Origin of the sequence: Streptomyces sp. A1277, from assembly GCF_004795015.1 — a bacterium.
In the GTDB taxonomy this organism is placed as follows: domain Bacteria; phylum Actinomycetota; class Actinomycetes; order Streptomycetales; family Streptomycetaceae; genus Streptomyces.
Genome location: NZ_SSBI01000009.1, coordinates 45,037 through 70,660 on the forward strand (window position 1 = coordinate 45,037; position 25,624 = coordinate 70,660).

Annotated in this window: 18 protein-coding genes; 1 reads left to right on the forward strand and 17 read right to left on the reverse strand. The window is 70.8% G+C overall.

Annotation, left to right across the window (positions count from 1 at the left end; translation table 11 throughout):
• Positions 1–64: 64 nt before the first annotated feature.
• The 11 genes from E6R18_RS08495 to E6R18_RS08545 all read right to left on the reverse strand — a co-directional run bounded on the left by E6R18_RS08495 (position 65) and on the right by E6R18_RS08545 (position 17,017).
• A complete protein-coding gene (locus E6R18_RS08495) occupies positions 65–913 on the reverse strand; it encodes a DUF6008 family protein (protein ID WP_240799647.1) in 849 nt (282 codons plus the stop codon).
• Between the two features lie 247 nt (positions 914–1,160).
• Positions 1,161–2,435, reverse strand: a complete 1,275-nt coding sequence (locus E6R18_RS08500; RefSeq protein WP_136316241.1) for a cation:proton antiporter — start codon at positions 2,433–2,435, stop codon at positions 1,161–1,163.
• 269 nt (positions 2,436–2,704) lie between these two features.
• Complete coding sequence (locus E6R18_RS08505; protein WP_136316242.1) at positions 2,705–4,078, reverse strand: cytochrome P450; 1,374 nt, start codon at positions 4,076–4,078, stop codon at positions 2,705–2,707.
• Positions 4,075–5,058, reverse strand: coding sequence for a DUF1702 family protein (locus E6R18_RS08510; RefSeq protein ID WP_136316243.1), 984 nt, complete (start codon positions 5,056–5,058; stop codon positions 4,075–4,077). Before E6R18_RS08510 ends, E6R18_RS08505 begins: the two co-directional genes overlap by 4 nt.
• A 2-nt stretch (positions 5,059–5,060) precedes the next feature.
• Complete coding sequence (locus E6R18_RS08515; RefSeq protein WP_136316244.1) at positions 5,061–6,059, reverse strand: DUF1702 family protein; 999 nt, start codon at positions 6,057–6,059, stop codon at positions 5,061–5,063.
• A gap of 207 nt (positions 6,060–6,266) precedes the next feature.
• Positions 6,267–6,818 carry a flavin reductase family protein gene (locus tag E6R18_RS08520; RefSeq protein WP_136316245.1) on the reverse strand — a complete coding sequence of 184 codons (552 nt, stop codon included), beginning with the start codon at positions 6,816–6,818 and terminating at the stop codon, positions 6,267–6,269.
• Positions 6,815–7,288, reverse strand: a complete 474-nt coding sequence (locus tag E6R18_RS08525) for an acyl-CoA thioesterase (protein WP_136316304.1) — start codon at positions 7,286–7,288, stop codon at positions 6,815–6,817. Before E6R18_RS08525 ends, E6R18_RS08520 begins: the two co-directional genes overlap by 4 nt.
• Positions 7,289–7,290: 2 nt before the next feature.
• Entirely contained in the window at positions 7,291–13,182 is a 5,892-nt protein-coding gene (locus E6R18_RS08530) for a type I polyketide synthase (RefSeq protein WP_136316246.1), read from the reverse strand.
• Positions 13,179–14,177 (reverse strand): enediyne biosynthesis protein, encoded by a 999-nt coding sequence (locus E6R18_RS08535; RefSeq protein WP_136316247.1) that lies wholly within the window; start codon positions 14,175–14,177, stop codon positions 13,179–13,181. The genes E6R18_RS08530 and E6R18_RS08535 overlap by 4 nt, the downstream gene beginning before the upstream one ends.
• Positions 14,174–15,931, reverse strand: a complete 1,758-nt coding sequence (locus E6R18_RS08540; RefSeq protein ID WP_240799648.1) for a CRTAC1 family protein — start codon at positions 15,929–15,931, stop codon at positions 14,174–14,176. The genes E6R18_RS08535 and E6R18_RS08540 overlap by 4 nt, the downstream gene beginning before the upstream one ends.
• Before the next feature lie 441 nt (positions 15,932–16,372).
• Positions 16,373–17,017 (reverse strand): TetR/AcrR family transcriptional regulator, encoded by a 645-nt coding sequence (locus E6R18_RS08545; RefSeq protein ID WP_168712301.1) that lies wholly within the window; start codon positions 17,015–17,017, stop codon positions 16,373–16,375.
• Positions 17,018–17,094: 77 nt separating this feature from the next.
• On the opposite strand from E6R18_RS08545, the gene E6R18_RS08550 reads away from it, so the two are divergent.
• Positions 17,095–18,453 carry a carotenoid oxygenase family protein gene (locus E6R18_RS08550; RefSeq protein ID WP_136316249.1) on the forward strand — a complete coding sequence of 453 codons (1,359 nt, stop codon included), beginning with the start codon at positions 17,095–17,097 and terminating at the stop codon, positions 18,451–18,453.
• A 163-nt stretch (positions 18,454–18,616) separates the two neighbouring features.
• Here the strand turns inward: E6R18_RS08550 and E6R18_RS08555 are convergent, their stop codons facing one another.
• From E6R18_RS08555 to E6R18_RS08580, 6 genes are all read right to left on the reverse strand, one after another.
• The gene (locus E6R18_RS08555; protein WP_206308243.1) at positions 18,617–19,366 is read right to left on the reverse strand and encodes an AraC family transcriptional regulator; all 750 of its coding nucleotides are present in this window, start codon (positions 19,364–19,366) and stop codon (positions 18,617–18,619) included.
• Between the two features lie 275 nt (positions 19,367–19,641).
• Positions 19,642–20,487, reverse strand: coding sequence for an AraC family transcriptional regulator (locus E6R18_RS08560; RefSeq protein ID WP_136316250.1), 846 nt, complete (start codon positions 20,485–20,487; stop codon positions 19,642–19,644).
• Between the two features lie 20 nt (positions 20,488–20,507).
• Entirely contained in the window at positions 20,508–21,335 is an 828-nt protein-coding gene (locus tag E6R18_RS08565) for a hypothetical protein (RefSeq protein WP_240799649.1), read from the reverse strand.
• A 906-nt stretch (positions 21,336–22,241) separates the two neighbouring features.
• Positions 22,242–23,336, reverse strand: coding sequence for a carboxymuconolactone decarboxylase family protein (locus tag E6R18_RS08570; protein WP_240799650.1), 1,095 nt, complete (start codon positions 23,334–23,336; stop codon positions 22,242–22,244).
• A gap of 5 nt (positions 23,337–23,341) precedes the next feature.
• Positions 23,342–24,994 carry a GMC family oxidoreductase gene (locus E6R18_RS08575; RefSeq protein WP_136316252.1) on the reverse strand — a complete coding sequence of 551 codons (1,653 nt, stop codon included), beginning with the start codon at positions 24,992–24,994 and terminating at the stop codon, positions 23,342–23,344.
• Entirely contained in the window at positions 24,991–25,551 is a 561-nt protein-coding gene (locus E6R18_RS08580) for a DUF5987 family protein (protein WP_240799651.1), read from the reverse strand. Before E6R18_RS08580 ends, E6R18_RS08575 begins: the two co-directional genes overlap by 4 nt.
• Positions 25,552–25,624 lie beyond the last annotated feature (73 nt).

A 25,624-nucleotide genomic window follows, 5' to 3' on the forward strand; every position in this document is an offset into this window, starting at 1 on the left:
CCGGGCCCGGACCGCTGCCTCCCGTGCCGGCCGGCCGGCACGGGAGGCCCGAACGGACCGGCTTTCAGAGACGGCCCACAGGTTCGCGTGCGCTCGTGGAGCTGCCGTCGGGACCGGCTTCGGAGCCGACCGCGGGGCCGGCCTCGGAGCCGATTTCGGAGCCGACCGCGGAGCCGGCCTCGGAGCCGGCCACCGGGGTCGTCGAGGCTTCCGCGTGTTCCAGGACACCGTATTTCTCCTGGACCGCACGCCTCTCCTTCCAGAGGTGGTAGACGGCGATCCCGAGGATGACCGTGCCCACGGCGTTGGCCACGAAGTGCCACCAGACCCGGTACGTCACCAGTGCCGGGCCGGGCTCGATGGCGCCGAACCAGGTGGACAGACCGATGGCCCGGCTCGCGCCCATCGCCACGGAAGCGGTCAGCACGATGTGCTCGATGCCGTGGGCAGTCTGCATCCAGACACCCATCCTGGCCCACTTGCGCGCCTTCAGCTGTCCGGCCACCCGGTGCGTGACCTGCGCGACGCCGACCAGTCCGGCGAGGAAGATGAAGTTCCCGGTCAGGTGCAGGATCTCCATGCCGAGGGCGGGCTTGCCGGGGTCGACCTGGCCCATCCCTCGGGCGAAACTGTCAGCCCACGGAGTCATCCACGCGGGAGCGTACGGGTTGGCGATCCAGTAGCCGGCCTGTGTGACGTGTTCCTGGAAGTGGCCCACCTGGCCCACCACGCCGACTCCTATGAGCCCTACGGCGACCTTGTACATCCACGGCTTGACCGCTTTCCGGTTTCCCACCGCGAGCACGGCGACGGCGGCCCACATCGCGACGGCCCAGCCGATGAAGAGAACAGCGCCCAGGGTGTCCACCGTCGAAGCGGTGGACTCCATCCCAGGCATACCGGAGTGATCCATAGGGGGTTCCTTCCTGGTTGTCTCTCAACTGAGGAGATCTCAGGGGTGGCAGAAGCGGTTGCCGGAGTTCGGCGGTGCACATCGTGCGGCCATCAGGGGGCGGCCGCCCTGGTCACCGAGATTCGGGGCCGCCGGGAACTTCCGGTCCGCCGCGAGGTCCAACGGCGCCGGCCTCCACACTTCCAGCACAACACACTGCTCCACGCCTGCTCGGTTCGCTTCTTCCGGCTTGCTGACATGACCGTGGTCACCGGGTCGCCTCCGGGCCCCCGGGCGGCACGGTTTCACCGGCCGGAGCCGGGGCGGTGAGGCCGGGGGCGTTGCGGATGAGCCGGTCGAGCAGGGGCGCGGTGGCGGCGGTGGACACGACGGCCATCAGGACCATGATCGTGAAGAGGTTCGTGGAGATGACGCCGAGTTGGAGGCCGATGCCGAGGACGACGATCTCGGTGATTCCGCGGCAGTTCATCAAGGTTCCCATCAGCGCCGACCACCGCCAGTCGCAGCCGGCGAGCCGGGCGGCTCCGGCGGCGCCGAGCCACTTGCCTGTCACGGCGACGGCCAGGATGAGCGCCGCCCAGCCCCACTGGCCGCCCGGCAGAGCGGCGAGGTCCGTGCGCAGGCCGATGTCGACGAAGAACAGCGGCAGCAGCAGCGGCACAACAACGGCCTGAAGACGGGCCGCGCCGCGTTCGACGGCCGGCACCCCGCGCGGCACGGTCGCACCGACCAGGAACGCGCCGATCGCGGGGTGCACCCCGATCCGGTCGGTGGCCCACGCGGCCAGCAGCAGGCCGGCGACCAGCAGCACCGTCACCAGCTCGTCGGAGGTGCGGGCGGCGCGCTCCAGGCCCCGCTTCACGAGGCGGCGCGCGGCCACGAGTGCGGCGGTGAGTGTGGCGGTCAGGGCGAGGGCGACGAGGGCGTCCAGAGGGGAACCGGCGGTGGCCAGGGAGGTGACCGCGATGAGCAGGCACCAGGCGAGCGCGTCGTCGGCGGCGGCGCAGGCGAGCGCGAAGGTGCCCAGGCGGGTGGTGGCCAGGCCCTTGTCGGTGAGGATCCGCGCGAGAACGGGGAAGGCCGTGATGGACATCGCGGTGGCGATGAACAGGACGAAGGGGAGGCGCTGCGCTCCGGGCGGGGCGAGGACCGGGTACATCACCAGTGCGAGGACGGTGCCGAGCGCGAGGGGCAGCACCATGCTGCCGGTCGCGACGGAGGCGACGGCGCGGCGGCCGGCGCGCAAGGAGGGCAGGTCGAGTTCGAGGCCGATGAGGAAGAGGAAGACGAGCAGGGCGAGGTTGCCGAGTACGGAGGTGTAGGGCAGGACCTCGGGCGGCAGCAGGAGGTGCTGGACGCCGGGGGCGAGCCAGCCGAGGAGGGAGGGGCCGAGGAGGATGCCGACGGCCATCTCCCCGATGACGGGTGGCTGGCCGAGACGGCGGGCGGCCCAGCCGCCGGCCTGGCAGGCCAGCACCACGGCGGGAACGGCGATGAGAACGAGTGGAAGAGGGTTGGACATGGCAGAGATCCTCCGGAGGCAGCCCTGAGGTCCGTCCGGAGGATCTTCGTGAAGCAGCCCGCGGCGTCTGGTGCTTCCCCACGTTCCGGACACGGCATCAGGGCACGCAGGCGTGGGCGAGCGGCTCGGTGGCCCGGAGCGCGCGACCCGGGCGCGGGTCGCCTCGGTGCGCGTGGGCGGGGGTCGGGTACGCATCAGGGCCCGGTGGTGCGGCGCGGGGAGCGGGGAACCCGGGCGGCCCCGCCCCGGGCACCTGGTCCGCTGAGGCGTCAGGCGCGCTGCACGGACATCCGCAGGCCGCCGCGCACTCGAAGCGAGAGCATCGGCTCGGGCACCACGGGCACGCCCTTCGGCAGCACCAGGCGCAGTTCGCGCATGACCATCGCGACCACGAAGACCGCCTCCATCATTCCGAGGTGGCTCCCCACGCAGACGCGCGGCCCGGCGCCGAACGGAATGTACGCGTAGCGGGGGCGCTGCGCGCGCCGCTGCCGGTCGAAGCGTTCCGGCTCGAAGCGTTCGGGCTGCTCCCAGAACGCGGGATGGCGGTGCAGCGTGTAGGGACACACCACCACGTCGGCACCGGCCGGAATGTCGTAACCGGCGATGACGTCAGGGCCCTGGGCTATCCGGGAGAGCATCCACACCGGCGGGTAGAGCCGCATGGTCTCCTCCACCACCATCGTCGTGTACGTCAGCCGCTGCAGGTCTGCGAACTCCGGCAGCCGGTCGCCGAGCACGCTCTGGGCCTCGTCGCGCAGCCGTTCGGCCACCTCGGGATTCTGATCGATGAGGTGGAAGGCCCAGCTGAGAGTGCTGGCCGTGGTCTCGTGGCCGGCCAGCAGCAGGGTGACCAGCTCGTCGCGCAGTCTGCGCCGCCCCACCCGCGGGTCCTGTTCGGCGTGCACGGATTCGAGCAGCCGGGAGAGCACGTCGTCCGCGTCTCCACCGGTGCGCGAGGCGCGGTGCGCCGCCAGCTGTTCGGTCACCTTCTGCAGCCGGGCCCGGGCGGCGCGGAAGCGGAGTTGCTGGGGCAGTGGCAGGAACTGCGGTACCGCCCCGAGGGTGACGACCTCGAACATCGCCTGGTCCTGTACGGCCTCGAAGTCGTGGCCGATCGAGGCGTGACCGCTGAGGTCCTCGTCGAGCAGGGTGCGCCCGAGCACTCCGAGGGTCAGCTCGGTCATCTCAGCGGTGACGTCCACCGGCCCGGCCCCGGTTCTGGCGCGCAGCCGGCCGACCATCCGCGCCGCCTCGTCGGCCACGACGGTGGCCTGGGCGGCGATCCGCTTGGCCTGGAAGGCGGGCTGGATCACCCTTCGCTGTTCCCGCCACAGCTCGCCCTCGCTGGTCAGCAGTCCGTCGCCGAGCGCCCGGCGGGCCTGGTGCAGGCCGATGCCCTTGTGGTAGTTCCCCGGGTTGTCGGCGAGCACGTACTTGGCGTAGTCGGGGTGGTTGAAGAAGTAGAGCGTCTTGGGGCCGATCGCGACCCGCACCGCGTCGCCGTAGCCGTCCGCGGCCGTGCGCATGAGCGCGAGCCGGTCGCGCAGCAGCATGTTGAGCAGCTTGAAGGTGGCGAGTCGGGAGGGTCCGGGCGGCAGTCGCCGCCGTGTGCCGGCCGCTCGGGCCTGGGTGGCGGTCACTCTGCTCGGTCCTCCGCACCGGCGGCGACCCGCTCGGCTATCCGGCAGCGCCAGACCTCGTAGGCCGGCGTGCCCCCGTCCACGCGGGGATCGGGCTGCGACTCCTGGCAGACGGCCATGGCCTGCTCGGGGGTGATGCCGCACAGCACCTCGGTGGCCAGGGCGGTGTGTTCGTTGCCCAGCCCCGCGTGGAGGCGCGCGGTGGCGGCGAACGCGGAACCCTGGGCGACCCATTGCCGGTGCTTGCCGGCCCGCTCCTGGAAGAGCTGCAGTTCCGCCTTGCCGACGCCCCCGGCGTACGTGGCGGCCAGTGCGGCGCCCGCGTACAGGTCCGCGTGCCGTTCCTCGGAGAACCCGTCGAGCATCGCGGTGATCCGCTCGACGTCCGTCCCGCCGACGAACCATATGGCGCGGCCGATCCCTTGGTCGATGACCCGGTTGGCGTACCGGGACCGCTTGGCGCCGGGCCAGACGAAGTCGGGGTCCTGGTACTGCCCGCGCACGTAGGTGTCGGTGCGGAAGTACGCTTGGTGGAAGCCGTAGCCGTCGAGCACGAGCCAGCGCAGCAACGGGTCGGCGATGTACATCCGGGACCAGCGCAACCGCGGCATCCGGGCCATGGCCCAGCCCACTCCCACGTAGGCCATGTACACGTGCTTCGATGCCTCGCCGCGCAGGAAGCGCTCCACGTGCCGGCTGCCGCCGATCGGCAGCCCGTCGCGCACCGCCATCCCCATGGCGGCGCCCTCGTACGCGAACCCCCGGAACTCCGGCGGTACGGTCTCGAGCCGGACCTCGGCATCCGCGGTCGAGGAGGCCGCGGCGGCGTAGGAGTAGCCGGTCAGGAAGGACTCACCGACCGTTTCGAGCCGTTCGCGCGCCTCGGGACTCTTCACGTGGAATCCGCGGGTGGACAGCTTCGTCTCGTTCATGCTCGGGGTCAGCAGGCGGCTGCGGAGCCGGCCGAACTGATTCGCCATTTCTACTCCTCCTGGGAAGGGGCGACGACCGCGCTCTGCAAGCCCTCGCGGATGTTCCGGCGCCACAGCTCGTACTGCGGCACCGTTCCGGTGCCGGTGCGCTCGACCTCGGTGCGGTCAGCCAGGTCCACGGCCTCGTCGATGCCCCGTCCGGTCAGCTCGAACGCTGCCGTGACCGTGTGATCGGGCACGAATTGCGCGTAGTGCCTGGCCTTGATCGCGAACACCGCGCCGACCGCGAGGTCCGCTGCGCAGCCCGCTCGGGCGGCCGTGTCGCGCAGCCCGCCGAGCTCCGTGGCCGTCGCGCCGCCCGCGAAGGTCGCGGCGAGACCGACGCCGCTCCACAGGTCGGCCCGCCGGTCCTCGGTGAAACGCTCCACGGCCGCGGCCACCGCCGGGGCGCGGCCGCCGTGGATGAACCACAGCGCGCGTCCGATCCCCTGGTCCACGGCCCGCGGGAAGTATCCGGGATGCCCGCCCCAGGGGTACGGCGCCGGCCGGTACTGCCTGTCGACCCACCGCGCCGTGTCGAAGTACGCGCGGTCGAAGCCGTACCCGTCGACGGCCAGCCAGCTCATCGTGGGGTGGAAGGGTATTTCGCTGAGATCGGGCAGCACCTTGCGCCACAGCGGACGGGGCAGCCGCGCCATGGCGAAGCCGATACCGATGTAGGCCAGGAAGAAGTGCGGACGGCCGGATCCGAGAATCAGCTCCCTGGTCCGGTGCCCGCGCACCGCGTCGCGCACGGTGAAGGCCATGGCGGCCCCCTCGTACGCGAATCCCCGCATCTCGGGTTCGACCATCGCCAGTCGCTGTTCGACCTCCGCTGTCCCGCGGGCCTCGATGCCCCACTCGAAGCCGACGACCACCGACTGGGGAATCACCTCCAGCCGCGCCGTGGCCGAGGTCGGCGTGACGGGGAATTTCCGGCCGGCGAAGCTGACCGAGTGCAGCGAAGGGGCGAGCACAAGCCTACGCAGCGAACCGAGTGGTGTAGCCATCTGGCAGCTCTCCCTTGGCTGTCGGTCTCGACGTGCCGGTCCGGGCCGGCCGATTCCGCCTCGGACACCCTTGTCAGGCATCATCGCCACCGTCCGGGCGGGCCGGCCACTCCCGGAGTGCGGCGTCGCCCCGTGCCCGCCGTGAAGGCCGGCGCCGCACTCGGCAGCGTCTCCCGACCGTGTCCCAGCGGCCGAAAGCAGTGGGCGTCAGGCGGAGAGCCGGTGGAAGCCGCCGCCGAAGTACAGCAGCGGGTCGTCGGTCTCCTCGCGCCCGATGTCGAGCACCGAGCCCAGGAAAATCGAGTGATCGCCGCCGTCGTGGACCGCCGCCAGCCCGCACTCCAGCCATGCCTGCGCACCGGTCAGGACGGGGGCTCCGGTGTGCTGTCCGGGTGTGGTGTCGACCGTCTCGAACTCCCGGGCACCTCGTGGCCTGCTGCGGTCCGCGAAGTACTTGGCCACGTCCTGCTGATCGCCCGAGAGGACCGAGACCGCGAACGCCTTTTCCGTCAGGATGGCGTCGTGGAGGGCTGCCGTGCGCTTCACGCACACCAGGATCAGCGGTGGTTCGAGCGAGACGGAGGTGAAGGAGTTCGCGGTCATGCCCTGGGGGGTGTCCCGGCCCGTGGTGAGGACGGTGACTCCGGTGGCGAAGCGTCCGAGGACTCCGCGCAGTTCGCCGCGGACGCGATCCGCCCCCGGCGGGTGGGCCGCGGGCAGGGGGCCATGACGCGCGGTCAGCCCGTCCACAGTGGTCATGTCGTGGCCCCGCTCGTCGTATCGATGAGTTGTCCGTGTTGCCGCGCCGCGTAGGGTGCCAGCGCGTTGCGCAGCGCCTCCGGCACCCGGGCCGGACGGGTCTGCGTGTTCGGGCCGCGCATGCACGCGATCCGTTGCCGCCCCCGGGCCACGAGGTCTTCGGTTCCGTCCTGCCGCACGCGGACGTAGTCGAAACTGAAGGCCACCTGGGTCTGGGTCAGGTCGTCGAGGCGCATACGGATCGACAGCTCGTCGAACGCTGTGATCTCCGCGAAGAACTCGCAGTCGACCTTGAGGGTGAACAGCTTCAGGTCGTCCTGGAGGTCCGCGAGCAACTCGGACGCGTGGTCCCGCAGGAACATCTCGCGGCACCGGCCCTGCCATCGGAGGTAGTTGGCGTAGTAGACGTTGCCGACCAGGTTGGTGTCCTCGAAACCGACCAGGTGGCGGTACTCGTAGTACGGCGACATCGTCACTCGTTCCTCTCCACGGTCTGCGCCATGAGCGCGAAGACGACGGGCTCGCCGGCCCCTTCCAGGAACGTCGGGAAGGTCGCGATCCGGGCCGTGCCCGAGCGCAGCACCACCCAGTGCTTCTCCGCCCCGGGCGTGCTGTCGACCGTGAGCGCGGCGAGTGCGCGGCCGTTCTTGCGCAGGCACTCGACCGCGCTCCACACCCTGGTGGCCGCCACCGACAGCTCTTCGCCGTGCTCGGTCGCGATCAGCCGGGCGAGGGAGGTTCCCTCCGGTCCCAGCATCCCCTCCCATTCCTCGGGGGAGCGGGGTTCGGCCGGCTGTACGTCGCAGGCCACCGGTGCGTCGCCCGCCACCACGAAGGTCACCCCCGCGCCGTGCGAGGCGGAGATTCGCGGCCCGCCCGCGACCTCGGGTCTCCCGTCCGGACGATAGGCCACCACCGCCCGGCGGCCCAGGGCCCAGCCGACGGCCTCCGCCGTGGACCGACGGCGTGCGGCCAGTCCTGCCGCGGGTGCCTCGTCGTCGGGCCGCACGACGCAGCGTACGGCCTCGGGCAGAAGCCGCTCGGCGCGCCGCTCCAGGTACGGGCCGAGCAGAGCGGGCTTCCAGGGCCCGGTTCCGTCCTGCTTGCGGACCGCCTGGAGGACCAGCCCCTCCCAGCGTTCGACCAGTGTGCCGAGCTGGTCGCGGACGTCGAGGTCGTAGACGTAGGTGTCCCCGGTGCGCGAGCGTTCCCGCGCGTGCAGCGTCAGCCGCTTCTCGCCGCGCGCGGCGGCGGGATCCATCAGGTGAAGGCGCTCGACGCTCACCGGGAGCAGCGTGGCGTCCGGCACACAGCACTGGATCGAGTGCATCATGGCGTCCCGCGCGCCCGGGTCGGCGAGTACGAGATCGGCGGGCAGATGCCGCGCGAACCAAGGGAGCGTGGCCACGTCCGAGATCTCCGCGACACACTCACGTGCGGCCAACTGCCGGTAGCCGGCGAGGCGTTGGAAGCGCTCGCCCTGGAAGAGGACCGGTCCGTAGAGGTCCCGTCCGGGGTCCAGCGGGATCCGCGGTGCGTCGTCGGGTACGGGTGCGGGTCCGGTGTCCTCCGGCTCCGGGCAGTCGTAGCGGAGCGTGGCGCGGAAGTGGTCGGCCTGGAATCCGGTCTCGCTGCTGCGGATGACGGCTCTCACGGCTCCGACGCTCTCGGCCAGCACCGCGACCCTGGTGGTGGTCTGCCCGTTCGGTGGTATGACGATCGGACGAAGGAACTCCACGTCCTCAAGCGTCGGTGCGCCGTCGAATCCGGTGAGAGCCGCGGCCGCCTGGGCCATGGCCTCCATGCCGAGGACCGCGGGGAACAGCAGGTCGCCGTCGAGCTCGTGATCGGCCAGATAGGGGTCGCCCGCGGCACTCAGGTCGGCGTCGACGACCAGTTCGATGCCCGGGTAGTGGGCTTGCGGGCGCTCGGCGAAGCGCAGGAGCGGGAGGTCGCCGGTCTCAAGGGTCAGCGTGGGCAGGCCGCCGGCCCGTCCCATCACGACCAAGGCGGACGGCGTCCGCGGCTCGGCGAGCAACTGCTTGAGCACAGCCACGCCGTCCTCGGTGGGGATCGGTTCGATCCCCTCGCGGACCAGCGACTCCAGCACGCCGAGCCGCTCGCCCATCCCGGCCCCGGACCACACGGACCACTCCAGCGCCAGGCAGCGGCAGTCGGGGTAGTCCTCCTGAACGCGCCGGGTCAGCTCGGTGAGCCAGTCGTTGGCGGTGGCGTAGTCCCCCTCGCCGCGCAGGCCGGCCCGGCCGATGATGCTGCCGAACGTCAGGAGGAGACGGAGGGCTGCCGGATCGACCGCGGTGAGTACGTTCTCCAGTCCGGTGATCTTCGTGGCGAGGGTGCGGCGGAACGACGCCTCGTCCAGATCGGCGAGCGCGTGCGGTTCGTTGCGGCCCGCACCGTGGAGCACGGCGGTGACCGGTCCGAGTGCGGCGCGGATCTCCTCGACCGCTGCCTTGACCTGGTCGCCGGACGTGACGTCGGCGCTCACGTAGCGGAAGTTGACACCCGCCGCGGTCATGCGGCCGAGGTTGGCCCGCAGTTCCGGATCGGTGGCCGGGTCCGACCGGCCGAGCAGCCCGACCCCGGCCCCGGTGCCCGCGGCGAGGGCGAGGGCGCATTCGGCGGTGATGCCCTTGCCCCCGCCCGTCACCAGCAGGACGTCCCCGGTGCCGAGCGCCTGCTCCGGCTCGAAGGCCGCGCCACGCTCGTCAGCCGGGGAGGCGAGTGGCAGCGCCCGGAGCACGGGCACGGTGCGGCGGTCGTTCGCCCCGTAGTGGACCTCGCTGAACGCACTGGTCGCCGAGACGTCGGTGACGACGCGGGCGCTCAGTCCTCGTGCGCGCTCCGCCGGCATCGCGTCCGGCAGTGGCAGGGTGACGACCGTGGTCGCGATGCCCGGTGCCTCCAGGTGCAGCGTCTTGGCCAGGCCCGCCGCACCCCGCCGGTCACCGACCGCGACGAAGCGGGAGGCGCCGGTCCGGGACAGCGCTGCGCGCACAGCGGCGATCATGAGGGCCGTGTGGTTCTCGTCGCAGTCCCTGGGCAGGCACAGCAGCACGCCGCCGCCGAGCCCCGCGCCGTTCAGCGCCTCGTGGAGCGCGGGCGCGAGCGGGTGCCGTTCGGGTGCGAACAGCTCCCAGTCCCCGTCACCGGCGGACTCGGGTGCGGTCACGGGGCCCGGCTCCGCCTCCACCTGGTCGATGGCGAAGGCCCGTACCCAGGGGGCCACGCCCTGGGGCGCCTGGGGCTGCGCCGTACCGTCCTTGCCCGCCTCGTCCAGCCCGTCCAGCAGTTGTGCAAGCTCGGCCAGCGTGGAGGTGGCGAACGCGGTGGTCACCATGGGTGCGGTGATGCCGAGTTCCTGGGCGGCGCGGTTCATGATCTGCGTCACGGTGATGGAGCTCAGATGCAGCTCGTCCAGTGGGTTGCTGTGCGGGTTGACCGCCTCCAGGGGCAGTTCGGCCCGCTCCGCGGCGAGGCGCAGCACCACCGAGAGGCTGTCGCCGTCCCCGGCCGCGGCGCCTGCCGTGGTCTCGTCCGCCGGAGCGGGGTCGGGGGATGCGCCCGAGCGTACGTCGGCGAAGGGCAGATCGACCTCGGGAGTCGACTCGCACGGGCTGGCGAAGAAGCGGAACTCCTTGTCCAGGGGCAGCGGTCGGGTGAAACGGTCCTGGAACAGCGCGGCGTGCCGCAGGCGTGCGCCGAGGGCGTACGCGGCACCGGCCGCGGTCAGCAGTCCGGACAGGGACGTGCTGTCCGCGTCGAGCGAGACGACGGGCACGCCGGGGGCGATGTCCGCGACCAGGCCCCGCAGGATCTTCCCCGGGCCGACCTCGAGCAGGAGGTCCACCTCGGTGGACAGGGTCTGAACCGCCTCGGCGAAACGCACCGGTTCCAGCACCTGCCGGGTCAGCAGCTCAGGCACATCGGTGCCGGCCGTGACCTCGGCGGCCGTCACCGTGGAGATCATGCGGCGGACCGGCGGGGCGAACTCCCGCGTCCCCAGGTAGGCCCCGAAGGCTTCGGCCGCGGGGGCGACGGCCTCGGAGTGGAAGGCGTGCGAGACGTTGATCGCCGCAGTGCCCAGTCCCTGGGCGGAGGCGGCGGCGCAGACGCGCCGGACGGCTTCCACCGGCCCGGAGATCACCGTCTGTCCGGGGCCGTTGTAGCCGGCGACCACGACGGGTTCCCCGGCCAACAGCGGCTCGACGTCCTCGGCGGGAGCGGCGATGCCCGCCATACCCCCGCCGCCCGCGCTCGCCTCCGCCATGAGCCGGCCGCGCTCCGCGGCGATCCGCAGCACCGAGGCTTCGTCCGTGGCTCCCGCCCAGTGCAGGGCGGTGACCTCACCGAGGCTGTGCCCGGCGGCGGCCACCGCCTCGATGCCCAGGGCGGAAAGCACCCGCATGGCGGCGAGGGAGGAGGTGACGATCCGCGGCTGCGCCACCGCGGTGTCGACCAGGTCGCCGCCGGTGGGCAGCGGGTGCGCACCGTACAGCTCGTCGACGGAGGCGAAGCGCCGGCGTAGCGCACCGCCGTCGCCCCGCCGGCCGGCGCCCTGGCCGGGGAAGAGGAACCCGATGCGGGCGTGCGGCGACGCGCTGCCCAGGAACACTCCTCCCCCGGTGTCGAGCGCCGACCGCGCCCCGCCGTCCAGCAGCGTGAGCAGCTTGGTGAAGCGCTGCTCCGCCTGTTCCGGAGTGGCCGCGACGACGGCGGCCCGGATCGGCCGGCCGTCGAGGTCGCTCTGCAGTGTGGCGGCGAGGTCGCCGAGTTCCGCGAAGGACAGTCTCGGCGCGAAGGCGGCCAGGCGGGTCACCTTGCCGCGCAGTTCGGCCATCGTCTGGGCGTCGAGCAGCAGCAGCTCCACGTCCTGCCGGGACCGTATGAGCTGTCGGGTGACTCGGCCGACGGCTTCCTTGCGTACTCCGTCGGCGTGTTCGACCACGACGTGCGCGTTGATGCCGCCGAACCCCATGGAGGAGACGCCCGCGCGGATGGGGGCGTCCTCGGGCCACAGCTCCGCGTCGCCGGGCACTCGCAGGGCCGGCCGGTCGCCGGTGAGTTCGGGGTGCGGGTCCACATGGCTGGTCGCGGGCGGGATGACCTGGTGGCGTACGGCGAGGACGGCCTTGATGAGGCCCGCGACCCCTGCCGCCGCCTTGGTGTGCCCGAAGTTGCCCTTCACCGTGCTGATGGCGGCGGCCGCCGCGTCCGGGTCGGCGGCCCGGCGTGATTCCGAGAAGGCGCGCAGCTCGGTGGCGTCGCCCACGGCGGTGCCGGTGCCGTGGCCTTCGAAATAGCCGACCGTTTCGATGCCGAACCCGGCGGCGGCGTAGGCGCGCTGCAGGGCGAGGCGGTGTCCGCCGGCCTCGGGCCGGGTGATCCCGCCGCGTCCGTCGGAGGAGTAGCCCCAGCCGGCGACGCTCGCATACCGGAACTTGCCCTGTGCGACGGCGTCCTGGTCGCGCATGAGCACGAGCATGCCGCAGCCCTCACCGGGCCAGAAGCCGTTGGAGCCGCGGTCGTAGACGCGCATCTCACCGGTGGCGAGAGCACCCGTCTTGGCGAAGCCGATCACTTCGAAGGGGTCGATGCTGAGGTCCACCCCGCCGACGACGGCGACGTCGAGCCGTCCGGCGGCCAGGGCGTCGCACGCGGTGGCGACGGAGAGCAGGGACGAGGAGCAGGCCCCGTCCACGGTGAACCCGCCGCCCTTGAGGTCGAAGTGGTTGCAGATCCGTCCGGCGATGGTGTTGGCGAGACCGCCGGCCAGGGAGTCCTCGCCGATCGGCGGGAAGGGGCTCTTGTAGCGTGTTTCCAGCTCCTCCAGGAACTTGGCCAGGGCGGTGTCGTCCCAGCCCTGCTCGCGCAGTGCCGCTCCGACGGTGCGGCGCACGTAGGGCCAGCGCAGCCGCATCAGGTTGGCCCTGCTGAACTCGCCGGTGAGGGTGTTGCCGATGATGACGCCGGTGCTGAGGTCGCCGAGGCCCTCGCCGAAGGGGAATCCCGCGTCCTCCAGGGCCCGCGCGGCGGTGTCGAGCGCGAGCCAGTGCGTCATGTCGGTGGCGCGGAAGGTACTGCCCGCGACCCGGTACTTGACCCGGTCGAACTCGAAGCCGTCGAGGACCGCGGCCTTGCTGGAGTAGAAGCGGTCCGGAGCGGCGGGGTCGGGCGAGTAGTAGTCCTCGGCGCGCATGCGCTCGTCCGGCAGCCGGCGGAAGGCCCGTCGGCCGGCCAGGACGTTCTGCCACAGTTGTTCGTGGGTGTCCGCGTCGGGGTACCGGCAGGCGATGCCCACAACGGCGATCCTGGCGGGGTTGGGAGGGGAGGGGGACGTCATGCGGCCACCGCCTCGATCGTGGTCTTGTTGCCGAGTTCCGGGCTCTGACCCCCGGCGTGATCGCCCCCGGACGTTCCCGAGGTCTTCCGGCGCTGGACGAAGTGGGCGGCCCACCAGCCGATGCCACGCAGTGCGCAGACCACGGTGGTGGCGAAGAACAGGGTGTAGACGACGTTGAAGAGCATCATGACGCCGTAGACCGTGGCGACCGAGGCACCGAAGACGAACTGGTTACGCCCCTTGGCGGGGGTGGTGCCCGGGTCGGTGATCATGTAGTTGGTGAACAGGATGAAGGCCACACCGCTCATCGGCCCGAGCGCGGAGGCCAGGGCCACGTCCCAGAACCAGTGCCGGATCAGGGCCTGGATCACGAAGCCGCCGAGCCAGCCGACGATCAGCGCGGTCCGCTTCGTGAGCGCCGTGTTGATGATCGTTCCGGCGGTGGCGATGATCAGCGGGATCGCCACCCGGAAGAACGTGTCGGCGTTCTCGGTGAACTCGTAGGGCGGAGCGATGCTCACCCATGATCCGAAGCAGAGCAGCGCGAGGGTGATCCCGAAGTTGGACGGGTTCATGTAGTGCCGCATGCGGCCCGCGACGGGGGCCTGCAGCGCGTGCTTGCCCGCGACACCCACGAACACCCCGAAGAGCACCGGCAGGATCTGGTTGTTCGCGTACAGCAGCATGTTCACGGCGAGTGCGGTGATGTGGGAGGGCAGGAGGAACTCGTAGACGCCACGCGATCCCCTGCCCAGGAAGCGCGGCGGGCGCCGCTGGGCCCAGGCACTCAGCAGTTCGAGGAGGATCTCGGTCGCGTAGCCGGTGAGGGCGGCCATGATGGGCCACAGCCACGGCTGCTCGAAGCCGAGCACGCTGTACCCGAGAATGTTGAACACGGTCATCGAGATGGCGAAGTTGCGCAGCGCGAGGTAGCGCGGATCGCGCTTGGCCGACGGTGGTGGGGAACCGGCTGGTGAAGAGGCGATGTCGGTCATCGGTTGGCAACCTCCTGCGCGGTGTCGGTCAGCATGAACGTGTGGGTGCCGGGGGTGAGCTTCTGGGTGGCGCGGTGCCTTCCGCCGTCCGCGTCCCGCCAGGACAGTTCCACGGTTGCCGGCCCCTGGTGCGAGCCGAGTCCGAAGTGCACGTCGAAGCTGCGGAAACCGCTGTGGCCGCCGCCGCCGTCGAGCTGGGAGACCTGGGTGCCGGCGGGCGTGGTGACCTTGACGGTGGCGCCGTAGGCGGGCGCGCCGATGTTCGCGATGTCCTTGCCGGCGTCCTTGCCGGCGTCCTTGCCGGAGCCGGTGGCGGGCCGGTACAGGCGCAGGCCGAGGTACTGGCCCTTCTCGGGTGCCTGGTTGGCGTAGAAGGCCGGCGGGCCCCACTGTCGCGCGACGGCGAAGTCGAGGGTTCCGCTCCCGGTGGTGTCCCCGGTGGCGAGCGCCCTGGTGGGGATCTCCACGTCCAGGCCCAGCTGCTTGGACACGTTGGCGTACTTTCCGCTCTCGGTCTTCGCGTAGAAGCCGAGAATGTCGTCGCCGGCGATGTCGTCACCGGGCTGGACGTTGGGCCACATGGCCGGGTTGGACAGCAGGTTGTCGTTGGTCATGGCCATCTCCTGCAGCCAGGGCCAGCGGTCGATCTTGCCCTTCACGAAGCCGGTGGCCTGCAGGATCGACAGCTCACCGTTGTTGAGGAAGTCGGCCATCTTGGTGTCCCAGCCCCAGCCGGTCCAGGCGACACCGTGCTGTTGTGCCTCCTGGGCGAAGGGCGCCTCTCCGGCGGCCAGCTTGCCGGCCATGTCGGCCTCGTCCCTGGCGTTGTTCATCCAGAGGAAGTTGCTCTCCTCCAGGCCCCAGGCGGCGGTGATGTTGCTGACCATCATGTCGAAGCGGCCGTTGTGGTCGACGTCGGCGAAGTCGACGCCCATGCCCTTGAACGAGCCCTTGCCGAGCACGAAGGACTTGGGCGTGGTCGGCGTGCGCTTCCCGGTGGCCTCGGTGTACTTGATGTGTCCGGGGGTCGACCGGTTGTAGAGCAGGTGGTCGTGGCCGAAGTCGTCGGCGATGTACATCTCGGGGAGGTCGTCGCCCGTGAGGTCGGCCCCGGCGATCGCGAGCGTCCAGCCGGTGGAAGCGTGGTAGGGGATGGCGCCCTTCTCCTCCACGAAGGAGACGGTGGGGTCGTCGCCCGTGCGCGCGTCCGTCCAGCGCATGACGTGGTCGCCGCCGGCGTTCTTCGAATTGGACAGCGAGTCGTTCATTCCCACGTTGTCGAGACCGTGCGGGTCGAGCACGTCGGAGTCGCGGAAGTAGTTCCCCACGACGACGGACGGGTGCCCGCTGCCGTCAAGGTCGCCGACGTAGAGCGCGTCGGTGTTCCAGCGAGGACCGTGGTAGGCGCCGTCGGAGCTCTGCGACGGGACCACCTCGCGCGGCACGTAGGCGTCCGGCGACAGAGTGGCCGCGCCCTCCTTGGCCATGAAGACGATGGGGGTGCGGCCCCAGTAGGAGACCAGCAGGTCCATCCTGCCGTCACCGTTGAAGTCACCCGGAGCGCAGCCGGTGGGTGCCATGGCGTCGTCCATCGGAAGCGGGGTCCCGTCGAGGACGAACGGAGTGAACCGGTCCTCCTTCACGGCGGTCGGCGTGTACGTCACGACGACCTGGTCGGTACGGGTGTCGACGATGCACATTCCGTCGGCCTTCCCGTGGCCGATCAGGTCGTTCACCGCGATGCCGGCGCCCACCGAAGAGATCCAGGAGCGTATCTTCTGATAGGCCGGATTTACCTTGCGAACTGTATTCATAGGTTGCGAGTTGTAACCAGGCGGCAGCGCGATGGGCATTTCCTGGAACTTGTACTCGGCGGCGGCCTGGTCACCACCTGCCACGGCGACGGAACTCCGGACCGCAAAGAACAGGGACGCGGCCACCAGCACTGTCACCACACCTGGCGTTATTCTGCGAAAGCGCTCGCGTTGATTCATCGCACTCCCCCTCACTTACCACAAAGAGCTGGACGGCTGTCCGGCGTGGGTTCGCGTTCCGAGAATGAGTGACGACAGCGCGCGCTGCCTCTCCGATATTGCTTGAAGCGGGCGGCACCTCAGCGGACTACTCGATGTGGACGGAAGACAGCACTCTCGAAGGAGGCTCCGTCGATTGCCGGGCCGGCCGCAAAGGGCCGCTCAGCCGTCCGTACCGCCGCAGCGCCCCCTCAGCGCGGCGGTCACCGCGTCCCGGTCCGCGCCGACGCTCACGAGAAGACCGGTCATCTGGGCTTCGAAACAGACGTCCGCGTCGTACGGCTCGACCAGGTAGTCCCCGAGTTCGAGGGTCACCAGACCGTGCAGAGCGACCCACATCTGATGGGCCACAAGGTACTTGTCACCGGCGTCCAGCCTGCCCGTCTCCATGCCGCGCTCCACTGCCCGCACCAGGACGTTCAGCGTGTAGCGGCCGTGCTGGCGGTCCTCCGTGGTCAGCGAGAAGCCGCTGAGGCTCGCACCGCCGAACATCACACCGTAGAGGTGGCGGTGCTCCAGCGCGTTGCACCGGTAGGCCGCCCCGAGGGCGCAGATGTCGGCGACCGGGTCCGACGATTCCGCCACCTCTCGCAGACTTCGGTCAAGCAGTCGGAAACCCTCCTGCACCATGGCTCTGACCAGGTCGTTCTTTCCGCCGAAGTGCGTGTACACCGCCGTCGTGGAAGTACCCACCGCCGCGGCCAGACGACGTGTCGACAGGGCGGCGGGTCCCTCCTCGGCCAGCAACTTGGCCGCGGCTTCGAGGAGTTGTACGCCAAGGGCGGGGTTCGCTGTCCGTGGGCTCACCGTTGACATCCTGTCATGCCGATGCGATCCTGACGTAACGATGTTACGTAACAGTGATTTCGTGAGGATGGACAGCAATGCCCACTCATCACCAGAACAGCACGTCACATCTGCTGAGCGCCGGCTACCAGCCGGTTACCGAAGAGGTGACCCTGCCCTTCCCAGCAGTGCGCGGGCAACTGCCCACCGAGCTCGACGGCACCTTCCTGCGGATCGGCCCCAACGCGCTGGGCGGCCACGACCCGGCCCGCGACCATTCCTTCGCCGGCGACGCGATGGTGCACGGCCTGCGCCTGCGCGACGGACGGGCCGAGTGGTACCGCAATCGCTGGGTGCGCACGGACCGGGTGGCACGCGCCCTCGGTGAACTCCCCGCGCCCGGACCGCGCCGCGGGCTGTCGGACAACACCAACTGCGCCCTCGTCCGGCACGCCGGGCACACGTTCGCGCTGGGGGACGGCGGAGCGCTGCCGACCCGGCTCGGCGACCGGCTCGAAACGCTCGACCGGTTCGACTTCGACGGCACCCTGCCCGGCGGTTTCAGCGCCCACCCCGTCGTGGATCCGCTCACCCAGGAGATGCACGCGGTGGCGTACGAGCCGGGCCGCCCCGGCGTCGACCTCCTGACTCTGGACGCGTCCGGCCGGGTACGACGGTGCGAGAACATCACGGTGAAGGGCACCTCGATGATGCACGCCTTCTCGCTGACGGACCGTGAAGCGATCATCTACGACCTGCCGGTCACCTACAGCGCCCGGGCTGCGGCCTCCGGCTCACGCGTCCCCTACACCTGGGACGACAGCCATGGCGCCCGCCTCGGCGTGCTGCCCCGGGAGGGCACGGACGCCGACGTGCGGTGGATGGACATCGCACCCTGCTTCGTCTTCCATCCGGTCAACGCGTACGGCCGGGGCCGCCACATCATCATCGACGTCATCCGCCACGAGCGCGCCTTCGATCTCGACCCCCTGCATCCCAGCGAGTCCACGCCCACCCTGTGGCGCTGGACCGTGGACCGGTCAAGCGCCACCGTGACCGAAGCCCAACTGTCCAGCCGAGCCGAGGAGTTCCCCCGTATCGACGACCGGTACACGGGCTCCCCCTACCGCTACGCCTTCACGGTGGGTCTGCGCCCCGGCCAGGGCGCCGCACTCGCCGGGCCCGCCCTGCTGCGCCATGACCTCGTGACCGGCCGTGTCGACAGCCACGACTTCGGAGCGGGGCGCGAAGGCGGCGAAGCGGTCTTCGTGCCCCGCTCCGCCGACGCCCCCGAAGCGGACGGCTATCTGCTCAGTGCCGTCCACGACACCGCCACCGACCGCAGCGACCTCGTCGTCATCGACACCGCGGACTTCACCGGGCCGCCGGTCGCGTCCGTCGGCCTGCCGGTACGCATCCCGCACGGCCTCCACGCACAGTGGGCGGCCGGTGGCTGACGACGCGCCCCACCGCCGCCAAGAGCACCCCGGCGAGCCCGGTGAGTTCCAGCAGAAGCCGCAGCCGTGCCCCCGCGCCCCGGAGAACGAAATCCCGGCCGGCGCGCCGGGCGGTCAGCCTCGGCCTGGCCAGGTGGTCAAGGCCCCCGCCTCCTGCGTACGGTCAGCAGGCGTCGGCCATGAGGGTCCGGTCGCGGCAGTCGAGCTCCGGCAGCGCGAAGAGCACCGGCAGGTCGAAGACGCTGCTCTGGCGCAGCGTGGTGTCGAGTTCGACGACCTCACCGGACCGGACGGTGATCGAAGGGCAGGTCCCTATGAGCATGCGGCGCTGCGCGTGGTACTCCGGGTCCGAGCCGTCCAGACCGGCCACCCGGATGTACCACGTTCCCTCCGGGAGGCCATGCAGCTGAAACCTCGGCCGCTCGGGTCCGAGGACGTCCCAGGAGACCGGCCTGCCTTCCGGGACCGGCGTGCCGAACACCCCGACGTACACGTTGCGCAGCGGAACGACCCCGGATCTGTGCAGTGTCCCGACAACGGTGCCCCGGCGCGGATCGTGCGCCGGCGCCTGCGGCAGCGGGCCGTAGTTCCTCAGCCTCGCGTGGTCGCGGTAGCGCGTCGGCGCCAGCCCGACGCTGCGGGTGAATCTGGACGTGAAGCTGCCCGGGCTGTTGTAACCCACCTGGTACGAGATGTCCGTGACGCCCAGCTCGCTGTCCCGCAGCATCCGCTTGGCCTGGTGCAGCCGGATCGCGGAGAGGAACCGGCCCGGGGAGGTGCCGGTCACCTGGCGAAACACGCGGGAGAAGTAGAACCGGCTGAGGAGCGCCGCGTCGGCGAGGTCGGACAACGACACCGGCTCGGTGTAGTGGTTCCACATCGTCTCGATCGCACGGTGCACAGCGTCTTGCACGAGGCCCTCCAGTGGGGGTCAACCTGAGCGGATTCAGGATGGTGACGTACTACGACGAGGCGCCGGGGCGGCACGGCCACGGAGTGTGTGCCGTGGCGGCGCACCAAGCGGTCCGGGACGCTGCGCGACCATGCGGCGCAGCACCCGCACGGGTTCTTCGGGTCCTGGCGGACACCGGCTATGGGGCGGTCAGGCTGCGCTCAGCGGCGCGCCGACCGGCGGCGGGCGCCCGCAGGGCGCTCGTGCACCCCCGGGCCGGCCGGAGGGTGAGCGGGTCACAGACCGGCTGCCGACGGCTGTGGCATGCGCGCCCCGATCGCGGCCGGCACATGCCTGCGGCTCGCTGTCCCGGCCACGATGTCCGCGCTGCTGCCGGGCACGGCGATCAGTACCGGCGGATCCAGCAGGCTCGCCGGGCGAAGGACGATGTCGGCAGGCATGAGCAGCACCCCGGGCCGGACCGTGATGGGTCCGTATCGTCCGACGGAAAGGTTCTCCGGGGCCCCCCGTCCGCGTCCGGCCAGGGCGGACGGGCTTCCGTAGGGAACGGAGGCCGCCATCAGATGCCATGTGCCCGGCCTGACGTCGTGCAGTTCGAAGGGGCCGGGCCCGTCCATGATGGTGCACTGACCGGGGCTGCCCTGCGGGATGGGGCTCGCGAAGAGCCCGACGAACACCTGGCCCAGGGGGCGGTCCGCGGGCAGCACGACACGGCCTTGCACGGAGAGGGAGGAAGCCGCACCGGAGCCGCTCGCGGATGACGGCTGTGTGCTCAGGCTCGTGAAGTCCCCGTCCAGTTCCCGGAATCGGCTCGGCGACAGACCGACACATTCTTTGAATCGTGAACTGAATGTCCCCACACTGCTGTACCCGACCTGGGCGCTGATATCTGCCACACTGCGGTCGGTGCCGACCAGAAGGCACTTCGCCTCCTGGATCCGGAGCGCGGACAGAAATCGGCCCGGGGAAGTACCGGTCACCTCCCTGAACATCCGGGAGAAATGGAATTTGCTGAATCTCGCAGTCCTCGCCAGGTCATCGGTGGTCAGGTCCTGGTCAAGGCGGTCATGCATGTATTCGATGACCTGGAGGATTGCCATCTCCATGGAAGCAGTGGTCATGAGTCACCCCTTCGAAGATTTCAGCCGCGGGAACGGCCCGCGGGCACCGACTGAACTCTCGCCCTGTCCGACAGCTCCTCGGCAAAGCGCCGCCAAGCGTCCGAGCACTTCATTGCGATTTCCGCGACGGTCTCCGTACAGTGCGGAGGGACGGTCTCAACGAGTTCTTTCCATGCCTCGTCGGCGACGAAATGTCCGTGGAGCCAGCGGAGGAATTCCCGCCCGGCTTGCGAATTCCTGAGGGACGGGTTGCTGCTCAGAATCCGCAAGCGGTCCCGGGAGGTGCGCGCCATCGTGGGCCGGGCGGTGCACACCTGGGCGTCCCGGGCGGCGGGCGTCCGCGACGGAACCATGCGCGGCTGAGCGCGGAGGGTCCGCTCCTCGTCCCTGCGCAGGCCCTCCCCCGCGCTTCGAGCGGTGCCCGGTGACGACGGCCCCGCCTCCCGGGCAACCGGCTTCAGCGCACTCTCGGGGGTGCCGGGCGCGGGATCAGCGGCCTGTCCGCACTCGGCAGCGGGCTTCGGCGCAGGTGACCCGCAGCCGCCGACGGGGAGGCCCAGCCCCGGTGGACCGGCAGCCGCACGCCGGCGGACCTCGGTGACGACTCCGACGTCGAGGCCGGTGTAGACGGCGATGCTCGGGTCGGACATGGCGGGGAAGCTGGTGAGGATGCGGCGGACAGCCGCGCTGCGGTCGGCCAGCGACAGGAGCAGACCGTCAGCGATGTTCCGGGTGACCGACTGGATGAACGCCTCGGCCTCGGAGCCGTTGAAGAACTGGGAATCGACCGTATCCAGTCCGAGTATGACCGCCGCCCTGACGCGATGCATTCCGTCGATTACCCGCATGGAGGGTCGGTGCACCAGTATCGGCGGCAGCGACGGATACACCTCGGCAAGGTGCCGCGCGTGAGCTTCGTTGACCCCATTCAGCCGCGGAGAGTCCGCAGCTAAGAGGTCTTTCACGTATACGGGCTGGGTGAAGTAAGGCGGTTGGTCCCTCATTCTTACAGCGATTGCCTTCACGGGTCCCTCCAGAAAGAGCTGCCGGTCTGTCACCATACGGGGCGTGCCTGATCGAATCGACGCAGCGAGTAATTCCCGATACGAACGCCTCATTACCCAGTTTTTTGTAATTGCTCGATGATCCGGAACGGAAACTCCGGCCCGCCGTTTCCGAATGAACCGACAGGCCGGCCGGCCCGGACCGGTTGTACGTCCGGCGCATCGACCGCTATCCACGTCCTGGAGCTCATAACGATCTTTCTCCCCGTGACACCGGTCTCCACGACACCGTTCCGATCGGGCGAAGCTAGAAGAACCGGATCACGTCTGGCAACGAATCGCGCTACTTCGGCTACTTGCCGTTGTGGCGGCATCCTGCGGTACGGCACGCCACAAGATGCGCATCCCGTGCGGCAGACGCAGCCTTAGCCAAAGGCATGTGCCCGGATGCGAATTGCCCGAGGCCGTGAAGAAGGGGACACCACTCTTGACCCGGCGCCCGGGGCCCGCGTATTCATGGGCGAAGCGCCCTCGAAACCGGACCCGGCCCAGGACTCCGGGCCACCGGCCGTGTCGGCGTCCGTGGTCGGCCGGGGCCTCAACCGGGTTGCCTTGAAGGTTCCCTCGGGGGCAGCGGCCGCGGCGGCCCGGCACGAGACCCGCTGCACGCAGCGGGGCGGACCGGCGACGGAACTCTGCCGCCGGTCCGCCCCGCTCCCCTGCGAACCGGGCGGCGGCCCGGATCCGGGATCAGGCGCCGTGCTCACCGTTCCCGGCGGATCGCACCGGGAGCCAGCTGCCCGTCCTACGGGCCGCGGAAAGCGCCGCCCAGGAAGCCAGCACCACCAGGTCGGCGTCGTCCGGCCGGTCCTTCCGGTAGGCATCCACGACCGTGGCGTCGATCTGGTACGAGGCGAAGGCGACGAGCAGAGCGAGCCGGCCCGCCGGGCGGTCGGCCGGCGGCAGTTGAGCGAGCGGGGATTCCACCCAGCTGCGGCTGAGTCCGCGCGGCAGGCCGTCCCAAGCCTTGAGCTCCCTTTCCAGCAAGTCCACGACACTGGGGGCCACCACCTGCCGCGCCGCCCGGTCCACCGCGCCGGCGGCTCGGGCGAATGCCTGCGCGATCCTCCCGTTCGACCGGGCCCAGGCGAGATCGGCCGGCACGGGCTCCGGCGGTAGCAGATCCAGTGAGGCGCCGGCCTCGCCGATCCTCCGGCTCGACGCGCGAATCACATGGCTGAGCACACGCTCCACCATGCCGAGCCCGGCCCGCGGCGCGCTCGCCGGCATAGGCGCGTCCTCCAGGAAGGTGTTCACCATCCTGTTGAGGTAGTGGAAGAGCACCGCCACACCTGCGTACTCGGGTGCCTCCTGCGAAGTGAACGGCACGGGCGGGCCCTCGCCCGCCCGCGGCCGCAGGGCGGCCTCCGTGGCCCAGCGCGCTGCCTCGCGCAGCCGTGTACGGGCCCCCTCCGCCACCCGCCCGGCGGCGATGGTCCGCGCGGCCTGGCCGCCGGCCAGGCCGCGCAGCGTGGCGCTGTGCACGGACACGCAGTACGGGCACGTATTCACCGCCGAGACGGCCGCGGCCACCGCCTCCCGCACCGCGCGGTCGACCACGCCCGGGGCGATCAGCGTCTCCCGGAGCATCAGCCACGCGGCGGTCATCACCTCGGGGGCGGGAGAGTGCAGCACCACCGGCGGCGCCAGGACGCCGAACTCCCGCTCCATCTGCCGGTACACCCGGGCGGTGAGCCCGTCCGCCTCGCCCGGCCGGACCGGGGTGACATGGTGGATCTGGGCGAGCGCGAGTCCGCGCATGGCGCGCGCGGAGACCGGGGTCACGCCGGTCACCCCAGGACCGAGCGAGCGGCCGCCGCCGTACCGCGCCGGGCCGCTCCCCCGCCGTCCGGCGCGGGCGCGCCGTAGCGGACGTCGACTCCGCGTTCGCGCAGCGCGTGCACGATCCCGGGCACCGCCCGTTCGGCGAGTGCCGCGATGGTGAACGCCGGGTTCACCGTCAGCGCCCCGGGTACGGCCGAGCCGTCGGTGACGAAGATGCCCGGGTGCCCGCGCAGCTCGTGCCGGTCGTCGAGCGCCGAGGTCGCCGGGTCGTCGCCGATCCGGCACGAGGAGAGCGGGTGCACGGTGTACGACCCGATCACGTCGTTGGTCCATGGCATCACCCGGGCCAGCCCGTTGTGCTCGAGGATCTGCCGGACCGCCGCGTCCGATACCTCCCAGCCCCGCAGCGTGTTCGCGGTGGGCCGGTAGCGCAGGGAGCCGAAGCCCAGCAACTGCTGCGAAAGCCGCTCCGAGTTGCCGGTCGGCGGCGGCGGACCGAAGACCCCCTCGTTGTCGTCCTCCGACATGGTGAAGACCGTCAGCCAGGAGCGCCACTTGCGCAGCATCTCCTTCTTCTCCGGCCCGTACCAGGTCGGGCCCTTCGCGTCCGGGACCTGCGCCAGTATGGTGCCGAAGCCCGGGGGGAAGTACAGCTGCTCCAGGGAGAATCGCTCGTACTCGGGCAGCTTCCCGTCGAGGTGGTCCCAGGACGCCACGACCGGTCCACGGCCGATCTGATAGGCGCCGTACGCGTTCGCCTCGTCGCGGGAGAGTCCGAGCAGCTCCCTGACCTTGTCCTCCTCGAGCACCGCGGTGTTGAGCCGTTCGCCGTTGCCGGAGAAGTAGCGGCCGACCGCGTGCGGCATCGGGCCGAGTTCGGCCTCGGAGCGCTGCAGGATCACAGGAGTGGCCGCGGTGCCGGCCGCGAGGATCACGACCTTCGCGTCGATGGTGCCGGAGCCGGTCTGCTGCCGGTAGTCGACCTCGTGGATCGTGTTGTAGTGCACCCGGTAGCCGCCGCCGTCCAGCGCGGTGATCTTCTGCACCTCGTGCAGAGGCCTGATCTCGGCACCGTGCGAAAGGGCGGCGGGCAGGTAGTTGAGGAGCAGGGACCGCTTGGCGTCGAACCGGCAGCCGGACATCATCCAGTTGCAGTTGGTGCAGAGACTGGTGTCCACTGCGGACGGCGACGGGTTCGCGGTGTGCCCGGCGGCCTTGCACGCGGCGGCGAAGACCCCGCCGATGTACGGCACCTCGTCCCACGAGGTAGGGGTGACCGGCAGGGCCTCGGCCACCCGGTCGTACCAGGGTTCGAGGGCGTCGCGGTCGATCACCTCCGGCCACATCCGCCGGCCGATGGATCCGTGCCGCTCGAAGACGAAGCGCGGGGCACGCGGCATGGTGGCGAAGTAGACGACGCTGCCGCCGCCCACGCAGTTGCCGCCGAGCACGCTCATCCCGTCGCCGACCACGAAGTCGAACACGCGGGTCGCCGATGAGCCGAACTTGAAGTCGTGGTCGAAGTCCTCCGCGTTCAGCCAGGGCCCGCGCTCCAGCACCGTCACCTTCGCCCCGCCCGCGGCGAGGTGGTAGGCGGTGATCGAGCCGCCGAAGCCGCTGCCGACGATCAGGACGTCCGTGGATTCGGTGGCGTTCACACGGGGCTCCCAGTGGGGTCGGTGTCGGGGTGTATGTCGGCCAGTTGCCGACCGTAGGAGTAGGCCGGGAAGCGCCACAGCCCGTCCTTGCCGGGCGGGGCGAAACCGAGGGTGGCCAGACCCGGGTGCCCGGCCGCGATGGCGTCCGCGGTGTGCATGTGGGCGCCCGTGTCGAAGGCCATGAAGCTGAACATCGCCAGACCGGCCCACATCGCGTGCTCCGGGTGTTCGGGCACGAGCAGCTCGCCGACGAGCGCCAGCCTTTCGTCGTAGCGGAGCCCGACGAAGGGCTCACGGTCGTCGGGGGGCAACCCGTGCTCGGTGCGGTACCGGACAGCGTGTTCGTTCAGCATTCGGGCCAGGTCGTCGAGTGCCGGGGCCATCCCGCCCTCGGGTGTTTCGAGGACCTCGATCGCGCCCGACGCCACGGCACCCCCGCCCGGGCTCACCCCGGCCACCGCACGGTCGTCCGGATGGCGTTTCTCGCCGGGGATGATCGTGTCGGCGAATGCCTCCAGGACTGCGTTTCTCGACTCCGGGCGTTCCGGGTCTGGCATGGCGGGCTCCCTCGGACGCGGCAAATGCCGTCTGGCGGTCTGTGTCCGTGCGTTTGGGTTCGTGTGGCGTGGA

Excerpts from the sequence above, each read along its gene's own strand:
- E6R18_RS08495 (WP_240799647.1), bottom strand. The coding sequence starts at position 913 with ATGGATCACTCCGGTATGCCTGGGATGGAGTCCACCGCTTCGACGGTG.
- E6R18_RS08550 (WP_136316249.1), top strand. The coding sequence starts at position 17,095 with ATGCCCACTCATCACCAGAACAGCACGTCACATCTGCTGAGCGCCGGC.
- E6R18_RS08535 (WP_136316247.1), bottom strand. The coding sequence starts at position 14,177 with ATGACCGACATCGCCTCTTCACCAGCCGGTTCCCCACCACCGTCGGCC.
- E6R18_RS08580 (WP_240799651.1), bottom strand. The coding sequence starts at position 25,551 with ATGCCAGACCCGGAACGCCCGGAGTCGAGAAACGCAGTCCTGGAGGCA.
- E6R18_RS08525 (WP_136316304.1), bottom strand. The coding sequence starts at position 7,288 with ATGTCGCCGTACTACGAGTACCGCCACCTGGTCGGTTTCGAGGACACC.
- E6R18_RS08530 (WP_136316246.1), bottom strand. The coding sequence starts at position 13,182 with ATGACGTCCCCCTCCCCTCCCAACCCCGCCAGGATCGCCGTTGTGGGC.
- E6R18_RS08565 (WP_240799649.1), bottom strand. The coding sequence starts at position 21,335 with ATGCGGGTAATCGACGGAATGCATCGCGTCAGGGCGGCGGTCATACTC.
- E6R18_RS08510 (WP_136316243.1), bottom strand. The coding sequence starts at position 5,058 with ATGGCGAATCAGTTCGGCCGGCTCCGCAGCCGCCTGCTGACCCCGAGC.
- E6R18_RS08560 (WP_136316250.1), bottom strand. The coding sequence starts at position 20,487 with ATGACCACTGCTTCCATGGAGATGGCAATCCTCCAGGTCATCGAATAC.
- E6R18_RS08515 (WP_136316244.1), bottom strand. The coding sequence starts at position 6,059 with ATGGCTACACCACTCGGTTCGCTGCGTAGGCTTGTGCTCGCCCCTTCG.
- E6R18_RS08500 (WP_136316241.1), bottom strand. The coding sequence starts at position 2,435 with ATGTCCAACCCTCTTCCACTCGTTCTCATCGCCGTTCCCGCCGTGGTG.
- E6R18_RS08520 (WP_136316245.1), bottom strand. The coding sequence starts at position 6,818 with ATGACCACTGTGGACGGGCTGACCGCGCGTCATGGCCCCCTGCCCGCG.